Origin of the sequence: Bradyrhizobium sp. CCBAU 45389 (assembly GCF_028128625.1) — a bacterium.
Lineage (GTDB): Bacteria > Pseudomonadota > Alphaproteobacteria > Rhizobiales > Xanthobacteraceae > Bradyrhizobium > Bradyrhizobium liaoningense_B.
Window position 1 is genome coordinate 1 of record NZ_LBIY01000082.1, and the last position, 26909, is coordinate 26909.

The 26909-nt window shown below is 64.6% G+C and carries 19 protein-coding genes and 1 tRNA gene; 8 read left to right on the top strand and 12 right to left on the bottom strand.

Going from position 1 to position 26909, the window contains the following annotated elements:
• Positions 1 to 291: 291 nt before the first annotated feature.
• A complete protein-coding gene (locus tag XH79_RS13095) occupies positions 292 to 1203 on the top strand; it encodes an alpha/beta hydrolase (protein ID WP_271581943.1) in 912 nt (303 codons plus the stop codon).
• A gap of 95 nt (positions 1204 to 1298) precedes the next feature.
• On the opposite strand, the gene XH79_RS13100 is transcribed toward XH79_RS13095, so the two are convergent.
• The 6 genes from XH79_RS13100 to XH79_RS13125 all read right to left on the bottom strand — a co-directional run bounded on the left by XH79_RS13100 (position 1299) and on the right by XH79_RS13125 (position 8288).
• Positions 1299 to 1589, bottom strand: coding sequence for a hypothetical protein (locus XH79_RS13100; RefSeq protein WP_212343388.1), 291 nt, complete (start codon positions 1587 to 1589; stop codon positions 1299 to 1301).
• Positions 1590 to 1713: 124 nt separating this feature from the next.
• Positions 1714 to 4215, bottom strand: a complete 2502-nt coding sequence (locus XH79_RS13105; RefSeq protein WP_271581944.1) for a two-component system VirA-like sensor kinase — start codon at positions 4213 to 4215, stop codon at positions 1714 to 1716.
• Complete coding sequence (locus tag XH79_RS13110; protein WP_271581945.1) at positions 4212 to 5111, bottom strand: cytochrome-c peroxidase; 900 nt, start codon at positions 5109 to 5111, stop codon at positions 4212 to 4214. The genes XH79_RS13105 and XH79_RS13110 overlap by 4 nt, the downstream gene beginning before the upstream one ends.
• Positions 5112 to 5399: 288 nt before the next feature.
• Entirely contained in the window at positions 5400 to 6011 is a 612-nt protein-coding gene (locus tag XH79_RS13115) for a DUF1127 domain-containing protein (protein WP_271581946.1), read from the bottom strand.
• Positions 6012 to 6195: 184 nt separating this feature from the next.
• Positions 6196 to 6921 (bottom strand): response regulator, encoded by a 726-nt coding sequence (locus tag XH79_RS13120; RefSeq protein ID WP_212343385.1) that lies wholly within the window; start codon positions 6919 to 6921, stop codon positions 6196 to 6198.
• 416 nt (positions 6922 to 7337) lie between these two features.
• Positions 7338 to 8288 (bottom strand): c-type cytochrome, encoded by a 951-nt coding sequence (locus tag XH79_RS13125; protein ID WP_245003845.1) that lies wholly within the window; start codon positions 8286 to 8288, stop codon positions 7338 to 7340.
• A gap of 366 nt (positions 8289 to 8654) precedes the next feature.
• Between XH79_RS13125 and XH79_RS13130 the strand changes: the two genes are divergently transcribed.
• Both XH79_RS13130 and XH79_RS13135 read left to right on the top strand, forming a co-directional pair.
• Complete coding sequence (locus XH79_RS13130; protein WP_271581947.1) at positions 8655 to 10007, top strand: glycosyltransferase; 1353 nt, start codon at positions 8655 to 8657, stop codon at positions 10005 to 10007.
• Between the two features lie 89 nt (positions 10008 to 10096).
• Positions 10097 to 11347 carry an MFS transporter gene (locus tag XH79_RS13135; protein WP_271581948.1) on the top strand — a complete coding sequence of 417 codons (1251 nt, stop codon included), beginning with the start codon at positions 10097 to 10099 and terminating at the stop codon, positions 11345 to 11347.
• A 185-nt stretch (positions 11348 to 11532) separates the two neighbouring features.
• On the opposite strand, the gene XH79_RS13140 is transcribed toward XH79_RS13135, so the two are convergent.
• A complete protein-coding gene (locus tag XH79_RS13140; RefSeq protein WP_271581949.1) occupies positions 11533 to 12924 on the bottom strand; it encodes an FAD-binding oxidoreductase in 1392 nt (463 codons plus the stop codon).
• Between the two features lie 114 nt (positions 12925 to 13038).
• Between XH79_RS13140 and XH79_RS13145 the strand changes: the two genes are divergently transcribed.
• A complete protein-coding gene (locus tag XH79_RS13145) occupies positions 13039 to 14622 on the top strand; it encodes a winged helix-turn-helix domain-containing tetratricopeptide repeat protein (RefSeq protein ID WP_271581950.1) in 1584 nt (527 codons plus the stop codon).
• A gap of 47 nt (positions 14623 to 14669) precedes the next feature.
• On the opposite strand, the gene XH79_RS13150 is transcribed toward XH79_RS13145, so the two are convergent.
• The 4 genes from XH79_RS13150 to XH79_RS13165 all read right to left on the bottom strand — a co-directional run bounded on the left by XH79_RS13150 (position 14670) and on the right by XH79_RS13165 (position 19309).
• Positions 14670 to 15602 (bottom strand): dihydrodipicolinate synthase family protein, encoded by a 933-nt coding sequence (locus XH79_RS13150; protein ID WP_271581951.1) that lies wholly within the window; start codon positions 15600 to 15602, stop codon positions 14670 to 14672.
• 71 nt (positions 15603 to 15673) lie between these two features.
• The gene (locus tag XH79_RS13155; RefSeq protein ID WP_333938871.1) at positions 15674 to 16588 is read right to left on the bottom strand and encodes a ribokinase; all 915 of its coding nucleotides are present in this window, start codon (positions 16586 to 16588) and stop codon (positions 15674 to 15676) included.
• A gap of 108 nt (positions 16589 to 16696) precedes the next feature.
• The gene (locus XH79_RS13160) at positions 16697 to 18055 is read right to left on the bottom strand and encodes an ABC transporter substrate-binding protein (protein ID WP_271581952.1); all 1359 of its coding nucleotides are present in this window, start codon (positions 18053 to 18055) and stop codon (positions 16697 to 16699) included.
• Positions 18056 to 18253: 198 nt separating this feature from the next.
• On the bottom strand, positions 18254 to 19309 hold the full coding sequence (locus XH79_RS13165; protein WP_271581953.1) for a LacI family DNA-binding transcriptional regulator: 1056 nt from the start codon (positions 19307 to 19309) through the stop codon (positions 18254 to 18256).
• 290 nt (positions 19310 to 19599) lie between these two features.
• Here XH79_RS13165 and XH79_RS13170 point away from each other — a divergent pair, with 290 nt between their 5' ends.
• The 3 genes from XH79_RS13170 to XH79_RS13180 all read left to right on the top strand — a co-directional run bounded on the left by XH79_RS13170 (position 19600) and on the right by XH79_RS13180 (position 24654).
• On the top strand, positions 19600 to 21231 hold the full coding sequence (locus XH79_RS13170; protein ID WP_271581954.1) for a flavin-containing monooxygenase: 1632 nt from the start codon (positions 19600 to 19602) through the stop codon (positions 21229 to 21231).
• 77 nt (positions 21232 to 21308) lie between these two features.
• Positions 21309 to 22502: a serine hydrolase domain-containing protein gene (locus tag XH79_RS13175; protein ID WP_271581955.1), complete on the top strand. Its 1194-nt coding sequence runs from the start codon at positions 21309 to 21311 to the stop codon at positions 22500 to 22502.
• A gap of 187 nt (positions 22503 to 22689) precedes the next feature.
• Positions 22690 to 24654 carry a sigma-54-dependent Fis family transcriptional regulator gene (locus tag XH79_RS13180; RefSeq protein WP_271581956.1) on the top strand — a complete coding sequence of 655 codons (1965 nt, stop codon included), beginning with the start codon at positions 22690 to 22692 and terminating at the stop codon, positions 24652 to 24654.
• A 35-nt stretch (positions 24655 to 24689) separates the two neighbouring features.
• Here the strand turns inward: XH79_RS13180 and XH79_RS13185 are convergent.
• Positions 24690 to 24764 (bottom strand) — tRNA-Gln (locus XH79_RS13185).
• A 258-nt stretch (positions 24765 to 25022) separates the two neighbouring features.
• Here XH79_RS13185 and XH79_RS13190 point away from each other — a divergent pair.
• On the top strand, positions 25023 to 26801 hold the full coding sequence (locus XH79_RS13190; RefSeq protein ID WP_271581957.1) for an acyl-CoA dehydrogenase: 1779 nt from the start codon (positions 25023 to 25025) through the stop codon (positions 26799 to 26801).
• Positions 26802 to 26909 lie beyond the last annotated feature (108 nt).

The window sequence follows — 26909 nt, forward strand, 5'->3', positions numbered from 1 at the left end:
CCCATGAATCATTGAAAAATCGATTCGGGAATCCTGATTTGAACGCCAAATCTAACAATCTGCCAAAGTAGTGCTAGGGCGTGGACTCATAACGCGCGGCCAACCATAGCCGGCGGACAGAAGCGGACATCAGCCAATCCAACAATCTCCGCTGACACTATCGAAAATGCCCCCATTGCTGATGCGCAACTTCAACGCCACAGCGTTGAACCGAGAGTGCTATTGAACTCAATCAGCGCATCGTACAAGATCGCAAAAAATGGCTTTCATCGCCGGATTGGAGGACAATTCATGGATGTCCGATTGGGCACGTTTGTAGCGACGATATTGGTCCTGGCTTTTTCCGAGAGTCTGGCCTTTGGCGAGGAGACCTCGCCCGGCTTGACCGGATATCAGTATTCCCAGCCCATAGAACCAACCTTTTCCGATCTTCCCTATGCGACCCAGTCGCCATCACAGAAGCTCGATCTCTATCTACCTGTAGTGAAAAACGGGCCGGCACCATTAGTGATTTGGATTCACGGCGGTGGATTCCGTGTCGGTGACAAGCACTCCATGCCCCGGCGCAATTTCGGCCCTGCACCCAAACCGGTAGGGCCAGACGGACCTTATCAAATCCAGGTCCCAGATGTCACCGCGCTGACCCGCAAAGGCTATGCGGTCGTGAGTCTCAATTATCGCCTCGTTCGTCGCCCCGGCGATTCGTTCGTCGACTTCGCCCTTCCTGCGGTTCAAGACGGTAAGGCTGCCGTGCGCTTTCTCCGTGCCAACGCAGACAAGTATGGACTTGATCCCGAAAAATTCGCCGTCTGGGGTAATTCTGCCGGAGGCTTCATTGCCGCGATGCTAGCTGTCACGGGGCACGAGCCAACGGTCTTCGACGATCCTGCCGTTGGTAGCTCAGACAACGCCGGCGCGGTCCAGGCCGCCGTCATCTGGTACGGAGCGATTGAGGTCCGCGACCTGAGTATCGCCCGCTACATTTTAGCAGCAAAAATCATCCCGCCAATCTTGATCGCCAATGGCGATGCCGACACCAGCGTTCGGGTAGTCGAAGCGATCCAGCTCAACGACGAACTGCTGAAGAAAGGGGCGAAATCCACCCTCACGATTTTGCCGGGCGCCGGTCATGAGGATCCAGCCTTCATGGCCACGCAGATGCTTCCCACGTTCAAGTTTCTCGATGCCGCTTTTGGCCGATGACGAAGCAGTGAAGCTCGCTTCTTGGCCCATCGCGACCTATACACGTCCTAGCACGCGAAGACGGCGGGCCGGGTGCCCGCCGCCCTCCGGCATGATCAGCAGCCGCGACAGATGATCAGCTTGCGGTTGATCTCCTCGTCGAGACGTCGCAGCTCGGCGTCGACGGGCGAGGTCTGCACAGGCGCGAACATGTCGCTGGGCCGCGGCTGTCGGTGTCCGACGGGAGCTTGCCGGAACAGGTCCGCGAACCTTGTCGGGGCGAGACTGCCGGGCGGGACGATCATCGAACGGGCGCCGGCGCGCGCGCCTTCTCCCGCCCGGAGGCTCGAAACCGGCCAGAGCAACACCGTAGCTGCGACGATGGTCACACCAAGTCTGATCGACATCATTCTTCTCCTATCGCGGTGACATTGCGAAGCCGCGCCTTGCCTGGATAGGAGATGCCGGCTACCCGGCCATGTCGTCCGCGATGCCATCGCGTTACGGCTGAAACAGCCTGCGGACCCTGCTTCAGGAAACTCCGGCTATTCGCCTCGATCTGCCGCCCGTCGCGGACGAGGCGAGGCTCCGCGCCAGCACGCCGGCGAGCTCCGCCGACACCAGCGGATGATGAACGAGCTCGGTGATGCCCGACGTCTCGAGCGAGGGCATCGCCAGGTCGCGCGTCGAGGGCGCCGCCAGGATGATCGGCAGATCCGGTGTGGCATCATGCAACGCCGCCGCGACATCGAGCGAGGAGCCTCCGGGCAGATGACACACCAGCGCCGCGTCGAAGCGGGCGTGCGCGGCCCGGCAGGCGGCGATGGCTTCCGCCAGCCTGGTGAAGCCGACGGGTTCGTAGCCGAGCGCCGCGAGGATCTCCTCATAGCGCAACAGGCGGCGGCGATCGGTGTCGATCACGAGCACGGTTTCGCCGGCGCCAAGGAGCGCCGGATCGGAGCCGTGTGAAGGCAGCTGCGGCTCGTCGGGCTCGCCCGATGGCAGCCAGACGTCGAAGCGCGTGCCGGCGTCCGGCCGACTCCGCACCGCGACGGCGCCACCATGTTGCTCGACGATCTCGCGCACCGTCGCGAGCCCAAGGCCGTTGCCCTCCGACCGGGTGGTGAAGAACGGCTCGAAGATCCGCTCCAGCGTCGCCTCGTCCATGCCGGGACCGGGATCGGTGACCGAAATGACGATGAAACGGCCAGGGCCGACCTCGCTGCGCCCGACCGGCAGCGTCCTTGCGAGATCGCACGTCTTGATACGGAGCTCGATGCGGCCGGGCTCCTTCATCGCCTGCGCGGCGTTGTTGCACAGATTCAGGATGACCTGCTGCAACTGGGCCGGCTCCCCGGTCACGACGGAAGCTTCGGCCGTTTCGCTCACCTCGAGCCTGACATGCGAAGGCAGTGACGCGGCGAGCAGCGACCTGGTTTCGTCGATCAGGGTCTTGACGCACACGCGCTCCCGCCGGCCCTCGCCGCGGCGGCCGAAGCTGAGAATCTGCTCGACCAGCTCGCGCGCCCGCTCACCGGCCCGGCGGATCTCGGCGAGGCTCGCGGCGGGCCGGCTTCCCGACGGGATCCGCGCGTCGGCCATTTCGGCGTAGCCGAGAATTGCACCGACGATGTTGTTGAAGTTGTGGGCGATGCCGCTGGCAAAGGTTCCGATGGTCTCCATGCGGCGCGCCTGCTGCAGGCTCGCCTGGAGACGCTCCTTCTCGCCCTCGAGCCGGGCCCGCCTGATCGCATTGCCAATCGCATCGAAGGCCATGCGAAACAGCGAAACCTCGGACCAGTAGGTGAGCGCGTCTCCATGCACGGCATCGAAGCCGAGAATCCCGTCGCGGCTTCCGGAGGCCGCCATGATGCAGAGCCAGCCGCTGACGCCGGCTTCGGCGAGCAGGCTCATGGTGTCGTTTGGGTGCGGACAACTCACCTGGGGAATATAGACGATGCCGTCCTCGCGGCCGTCAAATCGCTGCGCGAAGTCCAGCGCCCGCTCCGGCCAACCCTGCTCGAATTCGACGCCTTCGCGCGACCAGCGATAGGTATGTACCGTCGTGCCGGCAACGCAGGCGAAATAGGCGCGGTCCGCGCCGATGCATCCAGCAAGCTCGTGAAGCGCCATCTCGACATCCGCGGCGATCCGCTCGCTGTTCGAATTGATGAACAGCATCGAGATGTTGGCGATCACGTGCTCGAACGCGGCGCGGCGGCGCAGCGCCATGGCCCGTTTACGAAGCAGCATTCCGAAATAGATGATGCCGGAGAGCAGCAGCAGGGAGGTGATGTATTGCAGCAAACGCGTCTTGCGCGCCGAGGCGCGCGCCGCGTGCTGTCGTTTCAGGATGACCGCCAGCATGGCATCCTGCTCGCGGTTGTTGGAATCGGCGACCAGCGCCTTCAGGATGGTGTCGATATCGGGCAGCAGGTCATGCAGCATCTGTCCGTGGGTCAGCAGGGCTCGGACCGAATCCTTCTCCGCCGCCGGCGCCTGCAGTTGCGCCAGCTCCTCCAGGCGGTCCTCGACCTGGCGCGCAGCGGCATCCGAGGTGTCGAGCGTCAGGCGCAGCATGCCGGCCGCCAGCGCGGAGGCGGCCGTCACCAGCGGCCGGGAGTCCGACTCGGCCAGCTTGTCGCTGAACAGGCCGAAATAGGCAAAGGAGTTCTGCAGCAACGCATTCCTGCTCTTGAACCGCTCGATCAGGCTCTCCTGCCGGTCGGCCCGCGCCGACAGGACGTCGATGGCCCTCGCCTGCTCGACGTCGAGGCCCGCCGTGTCGCGCAGCCGCGTCAGGGCATCGTCATAGGCATTCACCATCTGCACCAGCGCGTCATAATTGCGCGACAAGCCGGCGCGCGCGGTGAGGACTTCCCTGGTCATCCCGCGCTCGAACCTGGTGAAATCCCCGAGCGCCTCAAGCTGGCTGTCGTAACGCGCCGAATTGACGTTCAGCCCGTTCAACAAGAGCCAGGTGAGAAGCGCGAGCACGAACGCGACACTGACCACGGCGGGAGCTGATTTCATGGCGAGCCCCCGACGGGCGTGCCGCGATAGGTCCCGGTCAAGCTGTTGAGGAAGGCGACGAGCGCCCAGGCCTGCCGGTCCGTCAGCGTCGCATTCAACTGCGCCAACGCCATCTTGCGAACCGCGTCCTCCAGCGTCGGCGCGCTGCCGTCATGAAAATAGGGGGCCGTCGTCGCGACGTTGCGCAGGCTGGGCACGCGCAGGATCTTCGGCTCGGGCGACGCCAGCGGGTGGAATATGCCGTGCCGCTCGAACAGATTGCCGCCGACGTTGACGCCCTGGTGGCAGGCCGAGCAGCCCAGCGATTTGAACAGGCGGTAGCCGTCCAGCTCCTCGGCCGACAGGGCTGCGTCGTCGCCCTCCAGCCAGCGATCGAACCTGCTGCCGGGCGTGAGCAGCGTGCGCTGATAGCTTGCGAGCGCATCGACGACGTCGCCGCCGTCCGGGCGCCGGCCATAGACCGCGACGAAACGATCGCGCATGTCGGGATCGGCATCGAGCTTTGCGGAGATCTCCGCCGCGCTGCTGCCCATCGTGTGCGGGCTTTCCAGCGATGCCTTGATGTCAGCCTCGACGGTGCGGAATTTTCCTTCCCAGCTGAAGCGAAAGCTGAGCGTCGAATTGAAGACGGTGGGCGTGTTGAGCGCGAGCTCCACCCCGTCGAGATCGACATCGTGCCGCCTCTGGCTCGCACCGCTGGTCGCGACATCGTGGCAATATTGGCAGGTGCGGGAATTGTCATGCGAGAGCCGGCGATCGCCAAACAGGCTCTCGCCAAGTGCCGCCTTCAGCGGATCGACGGTGGGAGCCGGCGGAATCGGCGTGATCGGCTCCCCGCGGTCCAGTGCCGGCACCGGTGCCGGCGGCGACTGCGACGGCGCGGGCGTCACCTCCACGCAGCACAGCAACACCGCGCAGATGGCGATTACTCCGCCCCGATAGCCGGCGCCTGGCCCGGCTCCGCGAAATCCAGTCAATAGTTGCACTGTCAGTGATATGGGGTGGAAGTGGAAGCGACGGCGGCCGCTCAAGGGCTTTTGATCGAAGCGCGATGATGTCGTGAACGCGGCCACCACCAGACGAGAGCACAGAGGCCGAACATGTCGCCCCTGAGGTCGCCCGAGATCATCGAACGGCACGCAGCGTGGCACACGTCCAGCCCGGCGATGGCAAGGTAGATCACGTCAGCAATCATGACAGTACCTCACCGTCCACTCGATCTCCGAACGGCTGCGGATTCCGAGATCGCGCAGTGTCCGGTCGTCGAGTTCCGCCAAGGCCGCAACGGCCCTCCTGATCTCGCGCTCCCGGCGCACATGCGACAGCAGAAGCGTCAGCGTTTCACCGGCTGAGCGCAGCCAGCTCCAGCGCCGCTCCGGCTGCATGTCGCGCGGCAGGAGGCGATCGAGTTTGACGATGTTTTCGGTGCTCAGGGTTCCGCGGCCATCGCCGTTCTGCATCGGCTTCGCCGGCTCGCCCGCGTCCGGGTACGGCTCCCAATCCCGCCGCGCCGCCAGGATCGCATGAACCGGCATGGCCGCGGACGGATGCAATGCGGCGCCATAGAGAGCAAACCCTTCCATGAAGGCAAAGACCACCGACCGGATCAAGCTGACCTCCCGGTCCGGCGCCGCAGCTTGCAGCGAGAGGTCCGAACCAGTCTCCGCTTGATCCAGCCTCGCGGTGCGGGCGAGACCGACAACGCCGCGGCCATCGGACCAGGCGACCCGCGCCCCATCGGGCTCTGCGTCATCCGGTCGAACGGAACGGATCACATTGCGAGAATGCGTCTTCATCGTAAATCTCCCACACACTGTTGGTGGGAGGCAATGTGCAGGCCGGGCGTTACAGCGAAATCACCGTCATCGACAAAGGGGTTACAGTTGCAATCCCGCGGCCGCGTTTCTGTTTGAGCATGACCTTTTCGGGAAGCCGCTGCACGCTTTGCGCCAGTGCGATCCTCCGGGTGTGGATCATGCTCTAGAACGGTTCTACGGGAACCGCGAAGACATAGCCGACGCCGCGCTCGGTCTGGATGACGCGCGGCGCACTCGGATCGGCCTCCAGCTTGCGCCGCAGCCGCAGCACCTGAACGTCGATGCTGCGATCGAAGATGTCCTCATGGATACGGGTCGCCTGAAGCAGATGCTCGCGGGTCAGCGGGCGTTGCGGCGCCTCGAGGAAGGCCAGCAACAGGGCATACTCCCCCTTGCTGAGCGGGACCGGCGTTTCGCTGGGATCGATGAGCTTGCGGCCGCGGCGTTCCAGCTTCCATCCGCCGAAGCGATAGCCTCCGCGCTCGGGATCGCGGGCGCGCGCGGCTCGGCCCATCTCCTGTCGCCGCAACACCGCCCGGACACGCGCCAGCAATTCCCGCAAGGAGAACGGCTTGATGATGTAGTCGTCGGCGCCGAGCTCGAGGCCGACGATGCGATCGATCTCATCCGGGCGATGACCGGTCGTGATGATGACGGGCACGTCGGAATGCGAACGGATTTCCCGCAGCAGGTCGAGACCGTCCTCCTGACCAAGGCGAAGGTCGAGAATGATCAGGCTGGGCTGACTGGCTTCGAGATAGTGGTTCAGTTCAGACCTGCTGGACGCCGCCCTGGTCGGGACATTGTGCTCCTCCAGATATCTGATCACCATCTGTCGCAAGGTGGGATCGTCGTCGACGACGACGATGTGGCCAACATCTGCAAGCATACTTCTCTCTCAAAATCTGCCGTCACCAACAGGTAGCGTCCTAAGATTTGCAATCACTCGAATAGTACAGGGGACTGCCAAAACCTCGCTGTGCGCGACGGCGTCCGTAACGCGTTGATGACGCTGTAACCCGGTATTTCTGCGGCCAAGTGCGTTGGATATCGCAGACGTGAAGCATTGTGATCCTAGCTAATGCTACTTTTAAGCGATTCCAGTGTCCCCGCCTGCTTGATTGTTCGCCGGCGACGAAGGGACTGTTCGGCGATGACGACGGGCCGCGTCGCTGGCGGCGATGTGACCGCTTGCATTTTCCCGAGGCGCAGCGGCGCGCCATGCGCTCGTGTGTTCAGCGTGCACCTAAGTCGCGAACGTGCGGCCGGGCGGGGGCGGCCGCACGGATCATTCGCGGGGATGCATCAGGAACGAGGCAGACCCAGAAGATACTGGTAGATCGCAGCGAGCTCGTCGTCGTCCATCCGCCCGATCGGCCGCCACGGCATTTGCTCGCCGAGCCGATGTCCGCTCGGATCGAAGCCCGTACGCATGGTGGCGATGAACTGCGCCTGGCTCCACTCCTTGACGACACCGAGGTCGGGCCCGAGCGGCGGCAACTGTCCGGGCACGCCGCCTGCGAGATCCTTGCCGTGACATTCGCGGCAGTCCTGATAGGACAGCAAGTACCTGCCGTAACGGGCTGTCGGCCCCTTCGGCGGCGCGATGATCACACCGGTGAACACCGGCTTGGCGTCCGGCAACAGTCCCGCGCCCAGCATCGCAAGGCCCAGCAGGCTGAAGCGATCCGGAGGCTCCGGCGTCTGCTCGCCGGTGGCGGGCAAGCTGCGGATATAGGCGATCACGGCCTTGGTGTCCTCGTCACTGAGACGACCGGCATTCGTGAAGGACATGATCGCGAGCCATCGTCCGCGCGCGTCGACGCCATTGCGAATGGCGCGAAAGATCTCGCCGTCGGACCAGTGCTTCAAGGCTCCGGCGGGAGTCAAATTCGCGGGCACGAAGGAGCCGATGGGAAGCGGGAGATCCCTGCCGACGTCGCCGCCACCCGAGAGCACGCCGCTGCTCGAGTGACATCCGGCGCAGAAGCTGTCGGCGACCGCCCTGCCACGCGCAATCCGCTCCGGCGTGGCCTCGACCTCGAGATCGGGGACCGGCGCGGAGCGCGAATGCTGCTTGACGATGCCGGCGGCCATCAGCGCGCTCACGCCGGACAGCGCAATGGCCGGCATTGCCGCCAGAAGCAGGCCGCACCATTTCACGAGAGGATGCCTGGCCCGCAGGGCGCACGCGCCGGACCAGACCAGAAGCGCGATCAGAGTAACGATCGCAGCCAGGGCGACGATATTCTGCATGGCCTTCCTCAACGAATTCTGCGCGGGGTCGAAGCCTGCGCAAATATGCCTGTCGTCAATCATCGCCTGCGGCTGAAACAGCCGCTCAATATCTGCGGCCCGCCCACCGGCGCACCGGCGGCTTACGAGCGTGCCGTTACCGTCCCGTTTCATCGCCCGGCGCTCGCGTTACAAATGTAATTCTCGGGCGCGGACATCATCGCCGCCCGTACGGCCGGCCCCGGCAGCGCCACGTTGCGTTTCCGGCGTAACCATTTGGCGGTCATCGGAAGCCTTGGTGTAACGACGATCCCCTCAACTGCCTCTGCTCAATCGAGCGGCCGCCCTGTTGGCGACCGAGCATCGATCATCAAGAGGTCATCTCCCATGAAGATTCTTATCGCTTCGACGCCTGCGACGGGTCATCTCAATCCGATGCTGGCGATCACGCAGATCCTGGTCGCCGAGGGCCACGAAGTTGCCTTCATGACGGGCACCGCCTTTCGTGCCCGCGTCGAGGCCAGCGGCGTCAAATTCTTTCCCCTGCCGGAGGGCGCGGACCTCGATCCGAACGACGTCTTCTCGCTGGTCCCGGAACTGAAATCCATCCCACCGGGGCTCGAGTGGTTCCGCGTGGCGTTGGAGCGCATCTTCGTCGACGCCATTCCGGCGCAACACCGGGGACTGCTGCAGGCGCTGCGGCAGTTTCCGGCCGACATCATCGTCGGCGACGACATGCTGTTCGGCGTGCTGCCGATGCTGCTCGGACCGCGCTCGCAGCGGCCGCCGATCGCGCTCTGCGGGACCTCGTTCCTGCATTGGGCGCGCGAGGACGGCGCGCCGAATTTCCTCGGCCTGCCGCCGGCAAAGACCATCGAGCAGCGCGATCAATATGCCGCCAAGGCCCGGGAGTTCGATGCGGCGGTCGATCAGCCGGTGTCGCTGCGCCTGAACCGGGCCCTCAAGTCCCTAGGCGTCGGGCCGATATCGATGCCGCTGTTCCATTCGGTGGTCGCGCTCGCGGATGCCTATCTGCAATTGTCCGTGCCGAGCTTCGAATTTCCCCGCGAGATGCCGTCTTCGGTGCATTTCGTCGGCACGCCTCCGATCATTGCCAACCAGGTGCCGCCGCCGGCATGGGCCGAGGAGCTCGACGGTACACGCAAGATCGTTCTGGTGACGCAGGGAACGGTGGCCAACCACAATTTCAACCTGCTGGTCGCCCCGACGCTGGCAGCGCTTGCCGACGAGCCCGACATCCTGGTGATCGCGACCGCAGGCGGCCGCCCGGTGGACGCCATTCCCGGCAAGGTCCCCTCGAACGCACGCATCGCCAGCTATCTGCCGTTCGAATGGCTGCTGCCGAACGTCGACGTGCTCGTCACCAATGGCGGCTATGGCAGCGTCAACCAGGCCATGAGCTTCGGCATTCCGCTGGTCACCGCGGGATTGACCGAGGACAAGGCCGACGTCAACGCGAGGGTCGCATGGTCCGGCGTCGGCATCGACCTCGAAACCAACGAGCCGACGCCGGAAGCCATACGCAATGCGGTGCGAGCGGTGCTCGATCAGCCGCGCTATCAGCTGCGCGCGACGCAGATCGCGGACGAATTCGCCGAGATCGATACGCGGGCGGAGATTGTCCGGATCATCGGCGAACTCGTGACCGACGAGACCGAGGTCTCACGCCTGCGCGCAGTTGCGGCGAGCCAGGGGCGGCGTGCCGGCCGGCGCGCCTGATCGCCGCCGCCTGATGGAATGATGGAGCGCGGCGCGACCGCGCTCCAGCGCCTCGTGAAACTTCGCCACACGCCTTCGGATAGTCGTCCATGCGGATCGAACCGCACTCCTTCGCATTCACGGTGCTGCTCGGCGCTCTCGCGGCCGTGCCGTATTCCGGCATCGATATCAACCTGCCGGCACTGGCAGCCACCGGGGCCACGCTGGGCGCGAGCGCCTCGGACGTCGGCTTGACGATGAGCGCCTTCATGCTCAGCCTCGCCACGGCGCCGCTGATCTACGGACCGGTCTCCGACCGCCTCGGCCGCAAGCCGGTCCTGGCATTCGGCCTCGCGCTGTTCATCGCCGCCAGCATCAGTTGTGCGCTTGCCACCTCGCTGCCGCTTCTGCTCGTGTGCCGCTTCTTCCAGGGAATCGGCGCTGCGGCGACGGCCACGACTTTCGCCATCATCCGCGATCTGTTCGACGGCGACGCCGCACGCGGCAAGATCGCCAACGTCATGGTCGCGGTCAACGTCGCGACCGTCATCGCGCCGACGGCCGGCGCCGCCCTGCTGGCGGCGGCCGGCTGGCGATCGATCTATGCGGCCCAGACCGCGATCGGCGCGATGCTGCTGGTGGTGGTGATGTTTCGCTTCGCCGAGACCGCGACGATCGCACCTTCCGCACGCCTGATCCCGTCCGCCGTGACCGACAGCTACCGCCGAGTGCTGACGCATCCGGTTTCGTTGCCTTTCATCCTGGTCGGCGCCGCGGGCGGCGCGACGGTGTTTGCCTACGTCACGGGCGCATCGCTGTTCTTCGTCGGCGCCGTCGGGCTCTCGCCCGCGCAATACGGACTGATCTTCAGTGCCTGCTCGGCGTCCGTGATGGCCGGCGCCTTCGTCGACGGCCAGCTCGGCCGGCGCGGGATATCCTCCAGCCACATGCTCGCGACCGGGCTGACGCTGTCGTCGGCGGCCAGCGTCGCCCTGCTCGCGATGACATCGGCCGGCTGGATGCCCACGGCGCTCGTCGTCGTGCTGCTGATGGCGGTGGCGCTCGGCTTCGGACTGAGCGTGCCGAACGTGATGAGCGCGACGATGCAGCACCTCCCCGACATCGCCGGCGCCGTCAGCGCGGCTGCCGGGAGCGTTCAACTGATCGCAGGTGCCGTATCGAGCGGACTGGTGGCGGCGCGTTTCGACGGACGGACCGCGCTGTCGATGACGGCGGTCATGGCTGCGTCGTCGCTCCTCGCTTTGGGCCTTTATCTTCTCGTCGCGCGTCCCGCCGACCGTCGTTTGCAGTCGCGGGCGATCGATTCCGGCACGGCGATCCGGAGCCCCACGGGCTCCTGAGGCGCAGGCGGTCGGCGGCGCATACCCGCTGCCGGCAGGTCCCGGTCTGCTCCCCGCAACCCCTCTCAACTTGCTGCGGCAATGCACCCCGATCGGGCGCATCTGCCGCCGTGAGCACGCGCGACGGACAGAGCAGCAAGGATGGCCAGCGGGCTTCGCATTTGGCTTCTCCCCGATGCCATGAACTACGCCGTCGGCTTGATATTCTGGTTCAGGCGGAAGAAATTGGTCGGATCATACTTGGTCTTGAGCGCGGCCAAGCGCGGATAGTTCTCGCCATAGGCGTCGCGAACACGATCCTCGCCCTCCTCGCCGAGATTGTTCGCGTAGACGCCGCCGGTCGAATAGGGCCTGACCGCGCTCCACAGTTCGCGCGCCCAATGCATGTTCGCGTCGTCGTCGGCCGGATCATCCCAGATCGCGACCGGGAAGCAGTCGAACGCTGCATCGCGGTTTGCGTAGGGCGAGTCGGATGCCGGAACGCGCGCAATTGCGCCGCCGACGTGCTGGAAGACCAATAGCGACGACGTGTTCGGCGCCCTCGCATAGGCGTCGAGCAGCGCGTAGATCGCACCCGCACGGATCTCGCGCAGGAACTGCGCCTTCCAGTAGTAGCGGCGTCCCCGCGGAAACAGGGCATCGCCGCCCGACTGAATCTCGAGATAGGGAACGCTTGCGAGGCGGGTCTCGACGGGCGAGCCGAACTTGATGATCGGTGAAAGCGCTTGCTCGCCGTCATGATGCGAGCCGACATAGCAGCCGGAGATGCTGAAGTATCGATCTCCCGACGGAAGCGTCACGAGGGCAGCATCGACGTTGACCTCGTCGGCAGCGTTGCGGGCGAATTCATCGTAGAACCGCATGGCCTCGCGCGCCTGATCGAAAGGATGAAGCGCCGACGCAACGAGCAATGAGGTACCGATGGAATGGAGTCGGTATTCGAACGCAGTCACGATGCCAAAGTTACCGCCGCCGCCTCGAAGGCCCCAGAACAGGTCGGGGTGTTCGGTCGCGCTGGCCCTCAGGATCTTTCCATCGGCCGTCACCACTTCGGCGGCAATCAGGTTGTCGCAGGTCAGTCCGTATTTTCGCCCGAGCTTGCCGAAGCCGCCGCCGAGCGTGAGCCCGGCGATGCCGGTATCGCTGTTGACTCCCAAGGTGGTCGCCAGACCGTGCGCCTGCGTGGCACGATCGAACTCGCCGAGATCGAGGCCTGCCTCTGCGCGCGCGGTGCGACGGACCGGATCGACCTCGATGCGCTTCATCCGCGACAGGTCGATGACCATGCCGTCGTCACAGACCGAGAGGCCAGCGACATTGTGGCCACCACTGCGAACGGCCACCGGGAACGTGCGGGATCTCGCGAACGACACGGCCTCGACCACATCCTGCGCATCCGCGCAGTAGGCGATCACGGCCGGCTTCTTGTCGATGGCACCATTCCAGACCTTGCGCGCCTCGTCGTAGCCGGCATCCCCCTTGAGGACCACCTTGCCCTTGAGCCGCGCCTGTGGGGCGGACCAGGGTTCGGAGTCCGATTTGCCCATCAAGTCGTCGTCTGGCTGCCGCTGCTCCATCCGATTTGCTCCTCGCCGTCACTGCCCATGCCATGGTCTCACGGAGCGCCGGATCGTTTCCTGAATCCGATCGGAAAAAGTTGCAAATTTCGCCAAAAATGGTGTCTCTAGGCCATGGCGACGATCTACGAGTTTGGTCCCTTTCGTCTCGAGACAGACGCCGGCACGCTGTTTCGCGACGCCGAGCCGGTTGCTCTCGGCGGACGCGCGATCGCACTGCTTCGGCTGCTGCTGGAGCAGGCTGGAAAGCCGGTCGCCAAGGACGCGCTGATGGAAGCGGCCTGGCCGGGACTCGCCGTCGAGGAAAGTAATCTGACCGTACAGATAGCGGCACTGCGCCGGACGTTTGCAGACGTCGAAGGCGGCAGCAGTTGGATCGAGACCCTGCCGCGCCGCGGTTACCGTTACGTCGGCCCGCCAGCCGCAGCCCTGTTCGATGGCAGCCGGCAAACGTTGCTCCCGTCTACTCCCTCCGACAAGCCATCGATCGCCGTGCTGCCGTTTTCGAACTTGAGCGGCGATCCGGCTCAGGACTACTTTTCCGACGGAGTCACGGAAGACGTGATTACGGAATTGTCGCGTTTCCGGTCGCTCTTCGTCGTGGCCCGCCATTCCAGCTTCGTCTACCGCGCCAGGACGTCCGACATCAGAGAGATCGGCCGCCAGCTCGGCGTACGATATCTGGTGGAAGGGAGCGCACGCCGGATCGAAAAACGGGTGCGGGTGACCGTCCAGCTTCTGGATGCCGTGAGCGGCTTCACCCTTTGGACGGAGCGCTACGACCGCGAGATCGAAGACATATTCGCCATCCAGGACGAGATCGTCGGCAGGATCGTCTCGGCGCTACCCGGCCGTGTCGAGAACGCGGGCCGCGAGATCGCAAGAGGCAAGCAGACCTCGAACATCACGGCCTACGATCTCGTCTTGTTGGGGAACGAGCGATGGCGTCAGTTGACCGTAACAAGTATGGATGAGGCGAAGGGTTGCTTCACAAGAGCCGTGGAGCTCGATCCAGCGTATGCACGCGCTCACGCCAATATCGCCTGGACGATCGTCTGCGCCGCGTTTCTGGAATCACCCGCCGCGCCTTCGCTGGATGACGCGCGTCGCGCGGTCGAGATCGCGCTCGACCTCGATGAGAATGATGCCTGGTCGCACGGCGTCTTCGCCCAGCTTCTTTTCCTGCAGAACCGTGACCAGGAGGCCGAAACTCACTTCAAGCGGGCTCTGGCACTCAACCCGAACGATGCCGACGTCGCCGCCGCGTTTGCCAATATCCTGGTCTACTGGGGACATTGGCGGGAAGCGCTCACATGGATCAGATCGGCCAAGCAGCTCAACCCGTTTCCACCCAACATCTACCATTGGTATCACGCGCTGGCGCTCTATTCGGCGCGCGACTACGAACAGGCGATCAAGGTGCTCAGGGAAGCGCGATCGAGTGATCGCTGGTCCCACGCGCTGCTTGCGGCGTGCTACGCGCAAACCGATCGACTGAGTGAGGCGGACATCGAGGTGCGTGCATTCATTCGAGAGCGAGGTCTGGAATTGAGCGAGCGTGGCGAGGCGCTGCCGGTCAACACGCTCGAACTCGCCCGGATACGCGCCGCCAGGTACAGAGATCCCACCGACCGCGACCATTTCCTCGACGGCTTACGCAAGGCCGGCCTGAGTGGCGAGCTCGCCGATTTCGCATAGCGGCCGAAGCGGCAAAACGGTCGAGCCACCGATCACATCGTTTCTGATCAGCCCGCGGCCGCGATCCTCGCGCGGAAGCTCGCCTGCCCCTGCATGATCTTGTCGAGCAGCGCGTCGAGCGCCCAGTACCGCTCGCGGATGTCGAAGTCGACGGCCCGGCTGTGGGCGCATGCGAACGTGCCGAGCCTCTGATGGTACAGTTTTGCGAGCTTGGGATAGCCCATCGGCTCGGCCATGGCCGCGAGCGCGAGGTAGACGGAGAGATCGTCGGCCAGCGCCGGATGCCGCGAGCTGTCGGTCAACAGCCATTTGTAGAGATCGGGGTGGAAGTTCGTGAACACGCCGGTGAAGCCGGCGGATCCGCTTCTCATGGCGTCAAAGGCGATCGCCGCATTGGCGTTGACGATCGCGAGCGAGGAGTTTTTCGTCAGCGTCACGCGGCGCTTCACGGTGTCGAGGTCGCAGGACACATCCTTGAGGATCGCGAACCGTCCGCTCTCGGCACAGAACGCCAGTTCGTCGTCGGACAGGAGCCGGCGGAACGGCGCGGGGCATTCGTAGAGGCCGAGAGGAAGGCCGGCGGGGAGCGCGCCGAGCAGATGGCGCAGATTGTCCATGAAGACGGCGCCGCCCTGCCCCTTCGGATCGAACCGGTTCGTCACCAGGACCAGTCCGTCCACGCCGGTTTTGGCGATGGAGGTCAGCTCGGTCACCTGATCCTCGCGCGATTCACTGACGTGGCCCGAGGCAATGACGGGCACCCTGCCGGCTGCCGTTCGGGCGACGAAACGCGCCAGCGCGATGCGCTCATCGAGGCTCAGGAACTGCATCTCGCTCGACTGGGCCACGGCGAACAGCGCATCGGCGCCATTGGCAATGTACCATTCGATGAGGTTTTCCAGGCCCGCATAGTCGATCGCGTTCGCTTCGGTGAACGGCGTCAGCATCACCGGAATGATGCCTTTGATGGTTGCAGTCACAAGTCAGCTCCAACAACGTTGAGATCGGCGACAGGCGAGAGCCCGTCGCAAAGGGATACGCGCGCAGGTCCTCACGAGAGGGCCTCAGCAGTGGGCATGCCGCGCTGTGCGCCATGTGCAAGGCAGGCCAGCGAGGCGCCGCGGCACGCGCGGGCAAGCACTTCATTCCAGCCACGCCCCTCGTCGAGTCCTGCCGCCAGGATGCCGACGAACGTGTCGCCCGCCCCGGTCGTGTCGATCGGGATGATCCGCTCGGCCGAAACGGCGAGGCGCGTGCCATCCCGATGAAACGCGCGCGCACCCAACGGTCCCGCGGTCACGATGCAGGTCACGCCGCCGGTGGTCGCGAGCAGGGCGGCGGCCTCCTCAAAACTTTCGCCGCTCCAGCCGAGCCGCAGCGCAGCAACACGGGCCTCGTGCTCGTTCACGACGAGAACGCTGGTCACGGCAAGAAGCGAACGCAGATCGTCCGTGCTGAGCCGCTCCGGCACGGGCGCGAGATTCCAGATCACGCGACCTCCCGCCTTGCGGACGGCGCGCGCAGCGCTGAGCGAGGCCTGAAGCGGGACCTCCATCTGAAGGACGAGGGTCGTCGTCGAGGAAAGTTCGGCCGCCGGTATCGCGTCCGCCGTGAGATATCCATTGGCACCGCTCGCGACCGTAATGGCATTCTCGCCGTCGGCACTGACGGTGATGAAGGCACATCCGGTCGGCTCGGTGCCTGTCGCGACGCGGTCGACGATGACCCCGTTGGCCGCGAGGTTGTCCACGCAGAGCCGGCCGAACCCATCACGTCCGATCCGGCCGACCATGGCCACCCGCCCCTGCGGCGACACGCGCGCGGCGGCGACCGCCTGGTTGGCGCCCTTCCCGCCGCAGAGCGTCACGTAGCCGGTCGCGAGCACTGTCTCGCCGGGCCTGGCAATTGCGTCGACACCCGCGACGAGGTCGACGTTGATGGAGCCGAAGACGGTGATCAGAGACATGCACGATCTCCACGTAGCTTCGCCTGCAGGTACGGTGATCTCAAACACGGTGATCTCGAACCGCTCACGCGCCTTGCGACGCGTGAGCGTAACAGTCGCGAGTGGCGATCAGTTGCCGGCCACTTCCTTGATGCGCACGATCATGTCGTCGACGGCCTTTTCGACCGGCACCTTGTTGGTGACGATGGCGTTCACGGCCTTCATCCAGACGTTCTCGCTGTTGAGAGTGGTGAACTTGTAGTTCTTGCTCATCTCGTAGCCGCCGACGCCGGCGAAGAACTGGTCGCGCACGGCGCGGCGATGAACGTCGCCGTCCCAGAAGGCGGATTTCTGTGCCGCGGTCTTGACTGGGAACCAGCGGCCGAGCGCGCCTTCGATATAGGGCTGGAGATTTTCATCGCGCAGCAGGAACGAGACGAACTCCTTGGCGCGATCCTTGTTCTTGGCCTGCTCGAAGATCAGGCCGACCACCACGGACCCGCGAGTGTGGACCGGCGTGCCATCCGGCTTGTTAGGCCAGACCATGGTGCGGATGCGCTCGTAATAGTTCTTCTTCGCCTCGTCGCGCTGTTCGACGGTGAGCGTCTCGTTGCTGGAATCGTCCAGCCATTTGCCGGGGAGCGAGACCGTCGAATTGTGCGTCATGATCGTCGTCTTGTTGTGGAAGGCGACGTTGTTGTCGGGGTCCTTCCAGCTCGTCGCCGACTGCGGCGTGCAGCCTTTCGCGGCGATCTCGACGTAGTCCTTCATGGCGGCGACGAGACCCGCCTTCACCTTGGGATCGTCGACCAGGAGCTTGCCGTTGTCGTCAACGAGCACGACGTTGTAGGCGTCCATGAACACCAGGAACGAGATGAAGCTGTCGGTGGCGTCGACGCCCATGGGATGGCCGATGCCGTAGATGCGCTTGCCGGATGCCTTGCGCACCGCCGGCTGCGCCTTGTCGCACCAGAACGACCAGAAGCCCTTCCAGTCCTTCGGGATGTCGGTCTCCTTGAGACCTCCCTCCTCGAGCATGTCCTTCCAATAGTGCAGATGCAGCGTCGCCTGCTTTAGCGGGAAGGCGTAATAGGCCTTCGCCTTGGTCTTGTCGTTGTACAGCATGACCGTTTCGAGCGACTGCGGGGAGAACTCGCCCTTGATCGGCGCGAGGACCGAGCCGAGATCGACCAGCTTGCCTTCGGACGCCCACTTGCCGGCGCCCTGGAAATGATAGGTGTCCGCATAGGTGACGTCGGGCGGACTGCCGGCATCGAGCGCAGCCACCAGCTTCGGCATCATGTCCTGCGTCGCATATTGCGACAGCTCGACCTTGACCCCGGTCTTGGCCTCGAACTTCTTGATGACGTCAAGCAGCGCGTCTTCCTCGGCCTTGTAGTAGCCCTTGTTCCACCAGACGACGAGCTTCTCCTCGGCGGCCGCGGAGCTCGCCGTTCCCATCACCGGCAAGAGCAGAGAAACCGCCATCGAACAGTTTCTGGCCCACCGCAAAAGGCTATTCCGCATCGTCGTTTCCTCTCCGTCCCATCCCGGCGATGAGCCCGCCGGTTGCTTTCATGGCTCTTGAAACGGGCCCATGTAAGCGCTTACATAACTACTGTCAAGCGGCTCCCGTGCGGGCGGACCTTGCGCGCTCTTGAACGGGCGTCCGTTATCTTTGCGGGATCAGCGGCCCCTGGCCTCGCCGGCGCTTTCGCGGATTTTCAGAACAGGCATGACTTCCCGGGATTGCGCCCGGCCCTGCCGGCCTGCGATGACGGCGAGGAGCTCGTTGGCCGCGAGCACGCCGATCTGCTGATTGTCGACCTTCATCGTCGTGAGCCCGGGAGAAAAGCGCGATGAAATCGCAAGATCGTCGAAGCCGGTAATCGAGAAATCCCTGGGCGCTTCCAGGCCGCATTCCCGCGCGGCCATCAGCGCACCGAGTGCCAGATTGTCATTGCCGCAAACGATCGCCGTCGGCCGGGACCGCACCGCCTGCGTCATCAATTTCGCAAAACTTGCCGCGCCGAACTCCAGCGTCGAGGGCCCCATCATCAGATCCTGCGCGGCCATTTCCAGCCCGGCGGCGGCGAGCGCTTCGCTGATGCCGCGAAGCCTCGCCTTCACGCGGTCGTTGTTGGTGTCAGGCTGAAAGATCGCCGCAAAGCGGCGGTGGCCGAGCGACAGCAGATGCTCGGTCATGCGACTGAAGGCGGCGCGATTGTCGAATCCGATGCACGGGTGCGGCGACGGCTTGTTGTAGGAGTATGTCACGACGTAAGGAATGCCGCGCGAGTTGAGCGCGTCGAACAGCTCGGGGGGATGATTCTCGCCGACCACGGCAAGCGCTTCCACGCCGCGCGCAAGCATGGCTTCGGCCTGCTTCAAACCTTCGTCCGGATCATAGTTCGAGCAGCCCAGGAACAGCGTGAAGCCGCGTTCGCTGAAGACGCTCTGCATGCCGCCGATCTGATGGGCAAAGATTTCGTTGTCGAGCGTCGGTATGATGGCCCCGGCGATATGCGTCCTGCGCGAGGCGAGCGCCCGTCCGGCAGCATTCGGAATCCAGTTCAGCGCGCGTGCGGCCTCCTTGACCCGCTGCCTGACTTCTTCGGAGACCTTGTCGGGCTCGTTGAACGCGCGCGAGACGGTCGCGGTCGAGACATTGGCCTTGCGGGCGACCTCCTCGAGCTTGACCCGACCGCTGCCTCCACGCGCTCTCTTTGAACCAGCTGTCATCCCGACCACGGTTGAATGCGATTGATCAGTGCTTTGCCATGGTATTGGTGACCATGGCGGCCCTCAACGAAAATCTGCGCGGGCAAGAACAGCCGATCGAAATCCGGTCCAGCCAAGCTCATCCCGTTCGAATTTCGAACGGATGCGGCACAGATATCGCGACTACCAACTCAATCACTGCAAGCGCTTAAGCCAGAAACCCGATCTGGCACGCAATCTGCGTTCCCCAGCTTCCATCTCTCGCGCCTCGCGGTGGGGAGGAGAACAGGTTCTGACATGGGAGGGAATGCATGAGTGAGAAGACAAATGGCGCGCGCAACCACGAAAGCCTGGACGCGGTCGTGATTGGCACAGGGGTGGCCGGCCTTTACCAGCTCTACAAGCTGCGCGACGAACTGGGCCTCAAGGTCAAGGCCGTCGATACGGCCACCGGCGTCGGCGGCACCTGGTACTGGAATCGCTATCCGGGCGCCCGCTTCGACTCCGAGGCCTATATCTACCAGTACCTGTTCTCGGAGGAGCTCTACAAGGGCTGGAGCTGGAGCGAGCGCTTCCCCGGCCAGCCGGAGATCGAGAAGTGGCTCAACTACGTCGCCGACAAGCTCGACCTGCGCAAGGACATCCGCTTCTCAACGACGGTTGCCAGCGCAGTCTTCAACGAGGCGACGCAGCGCTGGACCATCACGACCGACACGGGTGACACCATCGACACCCAATTCCTGATCACCTGCACCGGCATGCTGTCGGCGCCGCTGACGTCGGTCTTTCCCGGACAGGAGACGTTCAAGGGCACGCTCGTCCATACCGGCCGCTATCCGAAGGAGAAGCTCGACCTCGCCGGCAAGCGCGTCGCCGTGGTCGGCAATGGCGCCACCGGCATCCAGGTCATCCAGACCATCGCCAGCGAGGTCGGCAGCCTGAAGGTGTTCGTGCGCACGCCGCAATACATCATCCCGATGAAGAACCCGAAATACGGGCCGAAGGAGGTCGAGGCCTACAAGGCGCGGTTCGAGGAATTCCGCAAGGTCCTGCCCCATTCGTTCACCGGCTTCGAATACGACTTCACCAACGGCAGCTGGAAGGATCTCAGCCCGGAGCAGCGTCACGCAGTTCTGGAAAAGATCTGGGATGAAGGCTCGCTGCGGCTGTGGCTCGCCTCATTCGTCGAGATGTTCTTCGAGGAAGAGGTCAGCGAAGAGATCTCAGAGTTCGTGCGCAAGAAGATGCGCGCGCGCCTGAGGGACCCCAAGCTGTGCGAGGCGCTGATCCCGGCCGACTACGGCTTCGGCACGCATCGGGTTCCGCTCGAGACCAATTACCTGGAGGCGTTCCACCAGGCGAATGTCGAGCTGGTCAGCGTCAAGAACAACCCGATCAAGCGGATCACGCCGCAGGGCATCGAGCTCACCGACGGAACGTCGTACGGGCTCGATGTGATCATCCTGGCCACCGGCTTCGATGCCGGCTCCGGTGCGCTGACCCGCATCGACATCCGTGGCCGCGACGGACGTTCGCTCAAAGACGAGTGGAGCCGCGACATCAGGACCACGATGGGGCTGCAGGTCCACGGCTACCCGAACCTGTTCACGACAGGCGCGCCGCTGGCGCCGTCGACGGCGCTCTGCAACATGACGACGTGCCTGCAGCAGCAGGTCGAGTGGATCAGCGATTGCATCGCTTATCTCAGGAAGAACCATCTGAAGGTCATCGAGCCGACCAAGGATACGCAGGATGCCTGGGTCGCGCATCACGACGAGGTCGCGAACAGCACTCTCGTGACCAAGACGCACTCCTGGTACATGGGCTCCAACGTCGACGGCAAGCCGCGCCGCCTGCTCTCCTATATCGGCGGCGTCGGAACCTATCGCCAGAAGTGCGATGAGGTCGCCGCCTCGGCCTATCCCGGCTTTGCCAAGCAGTAACGACACACGGGGCCGCGCAACCATTTTGGCTACGCGCGGCCCTGCATCCCGCATCACACAACAATTCGGAGGAACACATGACCAAGGACTTCAAGGCATCAGCCGACGCCATTCTCCATGAGACCGTCACGACCGGCCAGGGCGTCCCGGGCGTGGTGGCGATGGTGACCGATCGCACCGGCAACATCTACGAGGGCGCCCTCGGCAAGCGGCGCACCGATCAGTCGGCACCGATGACAACCGACTCCAGCTTTGCCATCTTCTCGACGACCAAGGCGATCACCGGCACGGCCGCACTGCAACTGATCGAGGAAGGCAAGCTCGACCTCGACGCCCCCGCAAGGAAATACGCACCCGACATCGGCAAGCTGCAGGTGATCGACGGCTTCGATGCCAAGGGGCAGCCCCGGCTTCGCGCCCCGAAGCGCGACGTGACCACGCGCATGCTGCTGCTGCACACCGGCGGGTTCGGCTACGACTTCTTCAACGAGAACTATCTGCGCCTGGCGACCGATCACCGACAGCCGAGCGTGATCACCTCGTCCAAGGCCGCCATCATGACCCCGCTGCTGTTCGATCCCGGCTCGAAGTGGGAGTATGGAACGAACATCGATTGGGTCGGCCAGGTTGTCGAGGGCATCACCGGCAAGCGGCTTGGCGAGGTCTTCACTGATCGCATCTTCAAGCCGCTCGGCATGGCCAACACGACGTTCGAGATCAACGACGCGGTGCGCAGCAAGCTTGCCGGCGTGCACGCGCGCAACGCCGACGGCTCGCTGACCCCGATGGACTTCGAACTGCCTGCCAATCCCGAGGTTCATATGGGAGGCCACGGCCTTTACAGCACGGTCGGCGACTACATGCGCTTCATTCGGATGTGGCTGAACGACGGAAACGGCCCGCACGGCCGGGTCTTGAAGCCGGAGACGGTCGCGATGGCCGAGAAGAACCAACTCGGCGATCTCAAGGTGACGGCGCTGCCGGGCGTCATCAAGTCGCTCTCGAACGATGCGGAGTTCTTCCCCGGCCTGTCGAAATCCTGGGCGTTCACCTTCATGGTCAATGACGAGAAGGCGCCGACCGGACGGCCGGCCGGCGCGCTCGGCTGGGCGGGGCTGGCAAACCTGTTCTACTGGATCGACCGTCAGAACGGTTTTGGCGGCTATTGGGCAACCCAGATCCTGCCCTTTGCCGACGTGGCCTCGTTCACCGGCTACATGCGTTTCGAAACCGCGTTCTACGACAGCCTGAGCCAACGCAAGGCGGCGTAAATTTCTTTGCGGCTTGAGGCCTTTAACTCGCCTCCGATCTCACCCTTTTGCAGTGCGGTCGGAAGCGAGCCTGATAGCACCGAGGTCGGGGTACCCGGTTGCGTGTTTCCATGGATGGCTTCACAATCGGGAGATAAAGCTCGGGGTCCGGCAGATTTGGACCACTCAGCGCGTCAAAGGAGGGAACGTGTTGGGGCAGACGCCAGAGGATGCTTTCGCCACTCCAGGTATCGAACGCGACGTTCTGACGAGCTGGGAACGCTTCCTCTCCGGAAGCAGCAGCGCGCGTCAGCAGGTCGTGCGATCGGCGATCACCGATTCCTGGCAGCGCTGCCAGCAATCGGCGGTCGACTATCGGCGTGGCCAGGCTCCGATGCCGATCAGGGATGACAGGTTGCAGCGCCTGCTCGACAAGCGCAGCCGTCTTGTCCAGGCCGGCGCTTCGACGATGGCGCTGGCGCGCGACTACATGCTGGAAACCGGCACCGTGATGGTGCTGACCGATGTCGACGGCGTCGTGTTGCGTCTCGAGGGTGACACCAAGCTCGCGCTGCGCGATGCCGTCGAAAAAACGCATCTGCTGCCCGGCAGCAACTGGAGCGAGACGACCTGCGGCACCAACGCGATCGGCACCGCGCTCGAAACAGGGCAGCCGATCCAGGTGCATGCCACGGAGCATTTCTGCTCCGGCATCCATCGCTGGACTTGCTCGGCCTCTGTCATCCGCGATCCCATCGACGGCGCCGTGATCGGCGTGATCGATATCTCGGGATTGTCTTCGTCCTATGGGCGGCCGGCACTCGCGCTGGCGATTTCGGCGGCGGCGCGCATCGAGGCTCAGTTGCTGCAGATGGAGCTGGACGCCCGCTACCGGCTGCTCGACCAGTGCTTCTGGATGCTGCCGCCTTCGGATCGGCATCACGCCGTGCTGTTCGACAGCGCCGGACGTCCGTTCAAGGCCAGCGGAGAGATGTCGCAGATCATGCGCGATCTCGGCGCGCCGGGAGGCCAGTCCGGATTTCCCCTGCTCGGCAGCCGCGATGATCAGCTCTGTGGCACCTCGCGTCCGGCGTGGATCAAGGAGGAATGGCTGAAGGCGGTGGTGCACCAGGGCGAGCACCTCGGCACCGTGATGGTGGCGCCGAAGCCGGCGACATCTGGCAAGCTCGTGTCATCTGCGCGCGGCGAAGCCTTTGCCGACACCGTCTACAGCAGCCCGAAGATGCACAGTGTGGTCGAGAAGTGCCGCCGCGTCGGCAAGTCCGCCGCTCCGGTCCTGCTGCTTGGCGAGACCGGCGTCGGCAAGGAGGTGTTCGCGCACGGAATCCATGCGGCTTCACCGCGCCGTAACGGCCCGTTCATCGCCGTCAATTGCGGCTGCGCCTCGCGCGAGCTGCTCGCCAGCGAACTGTTCGGCTATGTCGACGGCGCGTTCACCGGCGCGAGGCGCGGAGGCATGGCCGGAAAGATCGAAGCCGCCGGGCGCGGCACGCTGTTCCTGGACGAGATCGGCGAATTGCCGCTCGACCTCCAGCCCATGTTGCTGCGCGCGCTCGAGAACGGTGAGATCTCCAGGATCGGCGAGACCGCGGTGCGCAAGGTCGACTTCCGCCTCGTCGTCGCGACCAACCGTAATCTGCAGGCGGAGGTGGAGGCCCAGCGCTTCCGCAAGGACCTGTTTTATCGGCTCGCCGTCGTCCCCGTCGACATCCCGCCGCTCCGCGAGCGCTGCGAGGACATTCCGCTGCTGATCGATCATTTCGTCGCCCAGGCAAGCGCGCGCTATGGTCTTTCCGATCGCCGTTTTGCGCCGGAGACGATTGCGAGGCTGCAGCGTCATGACTGGCCCGGCAACGTCCGCGAGCTGCGCAACCTGGTCGAGAGTGTCATGCTGACCGGCAACGGCGAGCTGATCGAACCTTCTGACCTGCCCGAGACCATCCGGGGATCAGAAACGCCAGGCGAGCGCGATCCGGGTCTGTCGCTTGCCGAGTCTTCGGAACGTGACTTGATCTCGCGTACGCTGCGGTCGTGCAACGGCAACGTGACAGCCACCGCCTCCGCGCTCGGTCTTGCCAAGAGCACCGTCTATGCGAAGCTGCATCGTTATGACATTCGCTTCGACCCGGGCTCGGCAAGGTCTTCTCGTTAGAGCTGTTTATATAGCGAACTCAGCGGCTTAGGCTCTGGCTGGGGCGGGAGGGATCGAACCTCCGAATGGCGGAATCAAAATCCGCTGCCTTACCGCTTGGCTACGCCCCAACAGGCGACCTTGGGACGGCGGAAGAACCGGCTACCGCAGATTCCCTCGGGTCGCAGTCGGTCTATAGGGTGCGGCACGGCATTTCAACCGCCTGGAGGGGCAAAATACCACAGCCCCGGGGATCGGCGGCACCACACTCTATTATAGGTCGGGGTGGAGGCCCTGTTCCGGGCCAGAGCTGTCCGGCGTCCGGGCAGTTGAGACCGCCGGCATTTCATGGGAATACCGCGCCAAGACCAGTCCCCGGGGAGTGAACCATGACCTACCGCGCGCCGATCTCTGACATGCTGCTGTCGCTCAACCATGGCGCCGGGCTGAAGGCGGCGGTGGACGCCGGCCATTACGGCGATTTCGACGCCGACATTGCGGCGGCCGTGCTGGAGGAAGCCGGCAAGTTCGCAACCGACGTGCTGGCGCCGCTCAACAAGGTCGGCGACGAGCACGGCATCAAGCTGGACGACGGCAAGGTCACGACTGCACCGGGCTGGCCCGATGCCTACAAGCGCTGGACCGAGGGCGGCTGGAACGCGGTGTCGGGGCCTGAGGATTTCGGCGGCCAGGGCCTGCCGATGGCGATCAACGCCGCCTGCACCGAGATCTGGAGCGCGGCCAATGTCGCCTTCGGCCTCTGTCCGCTGCTGACGGCCTCGGCGATCGAGGCGCTGGACGCGCATGGCAGCGACGAGCTGAAGACGATCTATCTCGAAAAGCTCGTCACCGGCGCATGGACCGGCACCATGCAGCTGACCGAGCCGCAGGCCGGCTCCGATGTCGGCGCGCTGCGCACCCGCGCCGAAAAGCAGGCCGACGGCACCTATCGCATCAAGGGGACGAAGATCTTCATCACCTATGGCGAGCACGACATGACCGACAACATCGTGCATTTCGTGCTGGCGCGCCTGCCCGACGCGCCCGCCGGCACCAAGGGGATCTCGCTCTTCCTCGTGCCGAAATTCATGGTCAATGCCGACGGCTCGCTGGGCGCGCGCAACGACATCTTTGCCAGCGGCGTCGAGCACAAGCTCGGCATGCATGCCTCGCCGACCTGCACCATGACCATGGGCGATCATGGCGGCGCGATCGGTTTCCTGATCGGCGAAGAGAACCAGGGCATGCGCTGCATGTTCACGATGATGAACCAGGCGCGGCTCGGCGTCGGCCTCGAGGGCGTCGGCGTCGCCGACCGCGCCTATCAGCAGGCTCTCGCCTATGCGCAGGAGCGCAAGCAGGGCCGCGCCATCGGCAAGAAGGGCGAAGGCTCGGACGCGATCTTCGTGCATCCCGACGTCAAGCGCATGCTGATGCGGATGCGGGCGCAGACCGCCGCCGCGCGCACCATCTGCTACGCCACCGCCGTCGCGCTCGACGTCTCCGTCCGCGCCAGGGATCCGAAGGTGCGCACTGAGGCCGCCGCACGCGCGGCGCTGCTGACGCCGATGGCGAAGGGCTATTCCACCGATATCGGCAACGAGGTCGCCTATCTCGGCGTGCAGGTGCATGGCGGCATGGGCTTCATCGAGGAGACCGGCGCCGCCCAGCACTATCGCGACGCGCGCATCACCGCGATCTATGAGGGCACCAACGGCATCCAGGCCATCGACCTCGTCACGCGAAAGCTCGCGGCGAACGGCGGCGCTGCCGTATGGGCACTGCTCGACGAGCTCTCGGCAACCGTCAAACAGGTCGAAGCCTCCAACGATCCTGCTTTTGGCACCACCGGCGTCAAGCTTCGCGAGGCGCTGGAGGCCTTGGCGCGCACCAGCAAATGGCTGCTGGAGCGCGTGACGTCGGCGCCGAACGATGCGCTGGCCGGCGCGACGCCTTACTTGCAGCAGTTCGGCGCGACGCTCGGCGGCTGCATGCTGGCCTCCGAGGCGCTCGCCGCGAAGGCCGACGGCAATACGGACGCCGCGCGCTACGTCTCGCTCGCGCGTTTCTTCGCCGAGAACATCACAGTCCAGGCCGGCGCTCTCGAGCGCACCGTGACCGAGAGCGCGGACTCGGTCGCGGCGGCGGATGCGGTGTTGTTGGGGTAAGCTGCTGACCGCGAGCATCGATGCGTAGGGTGGGTTAGCCTGCGGCTGCGCGCAGCGCAGCCCGCTCGCGTAACCCACCGCTTGTGCCGCCGCGTGAACAGAAGAGGT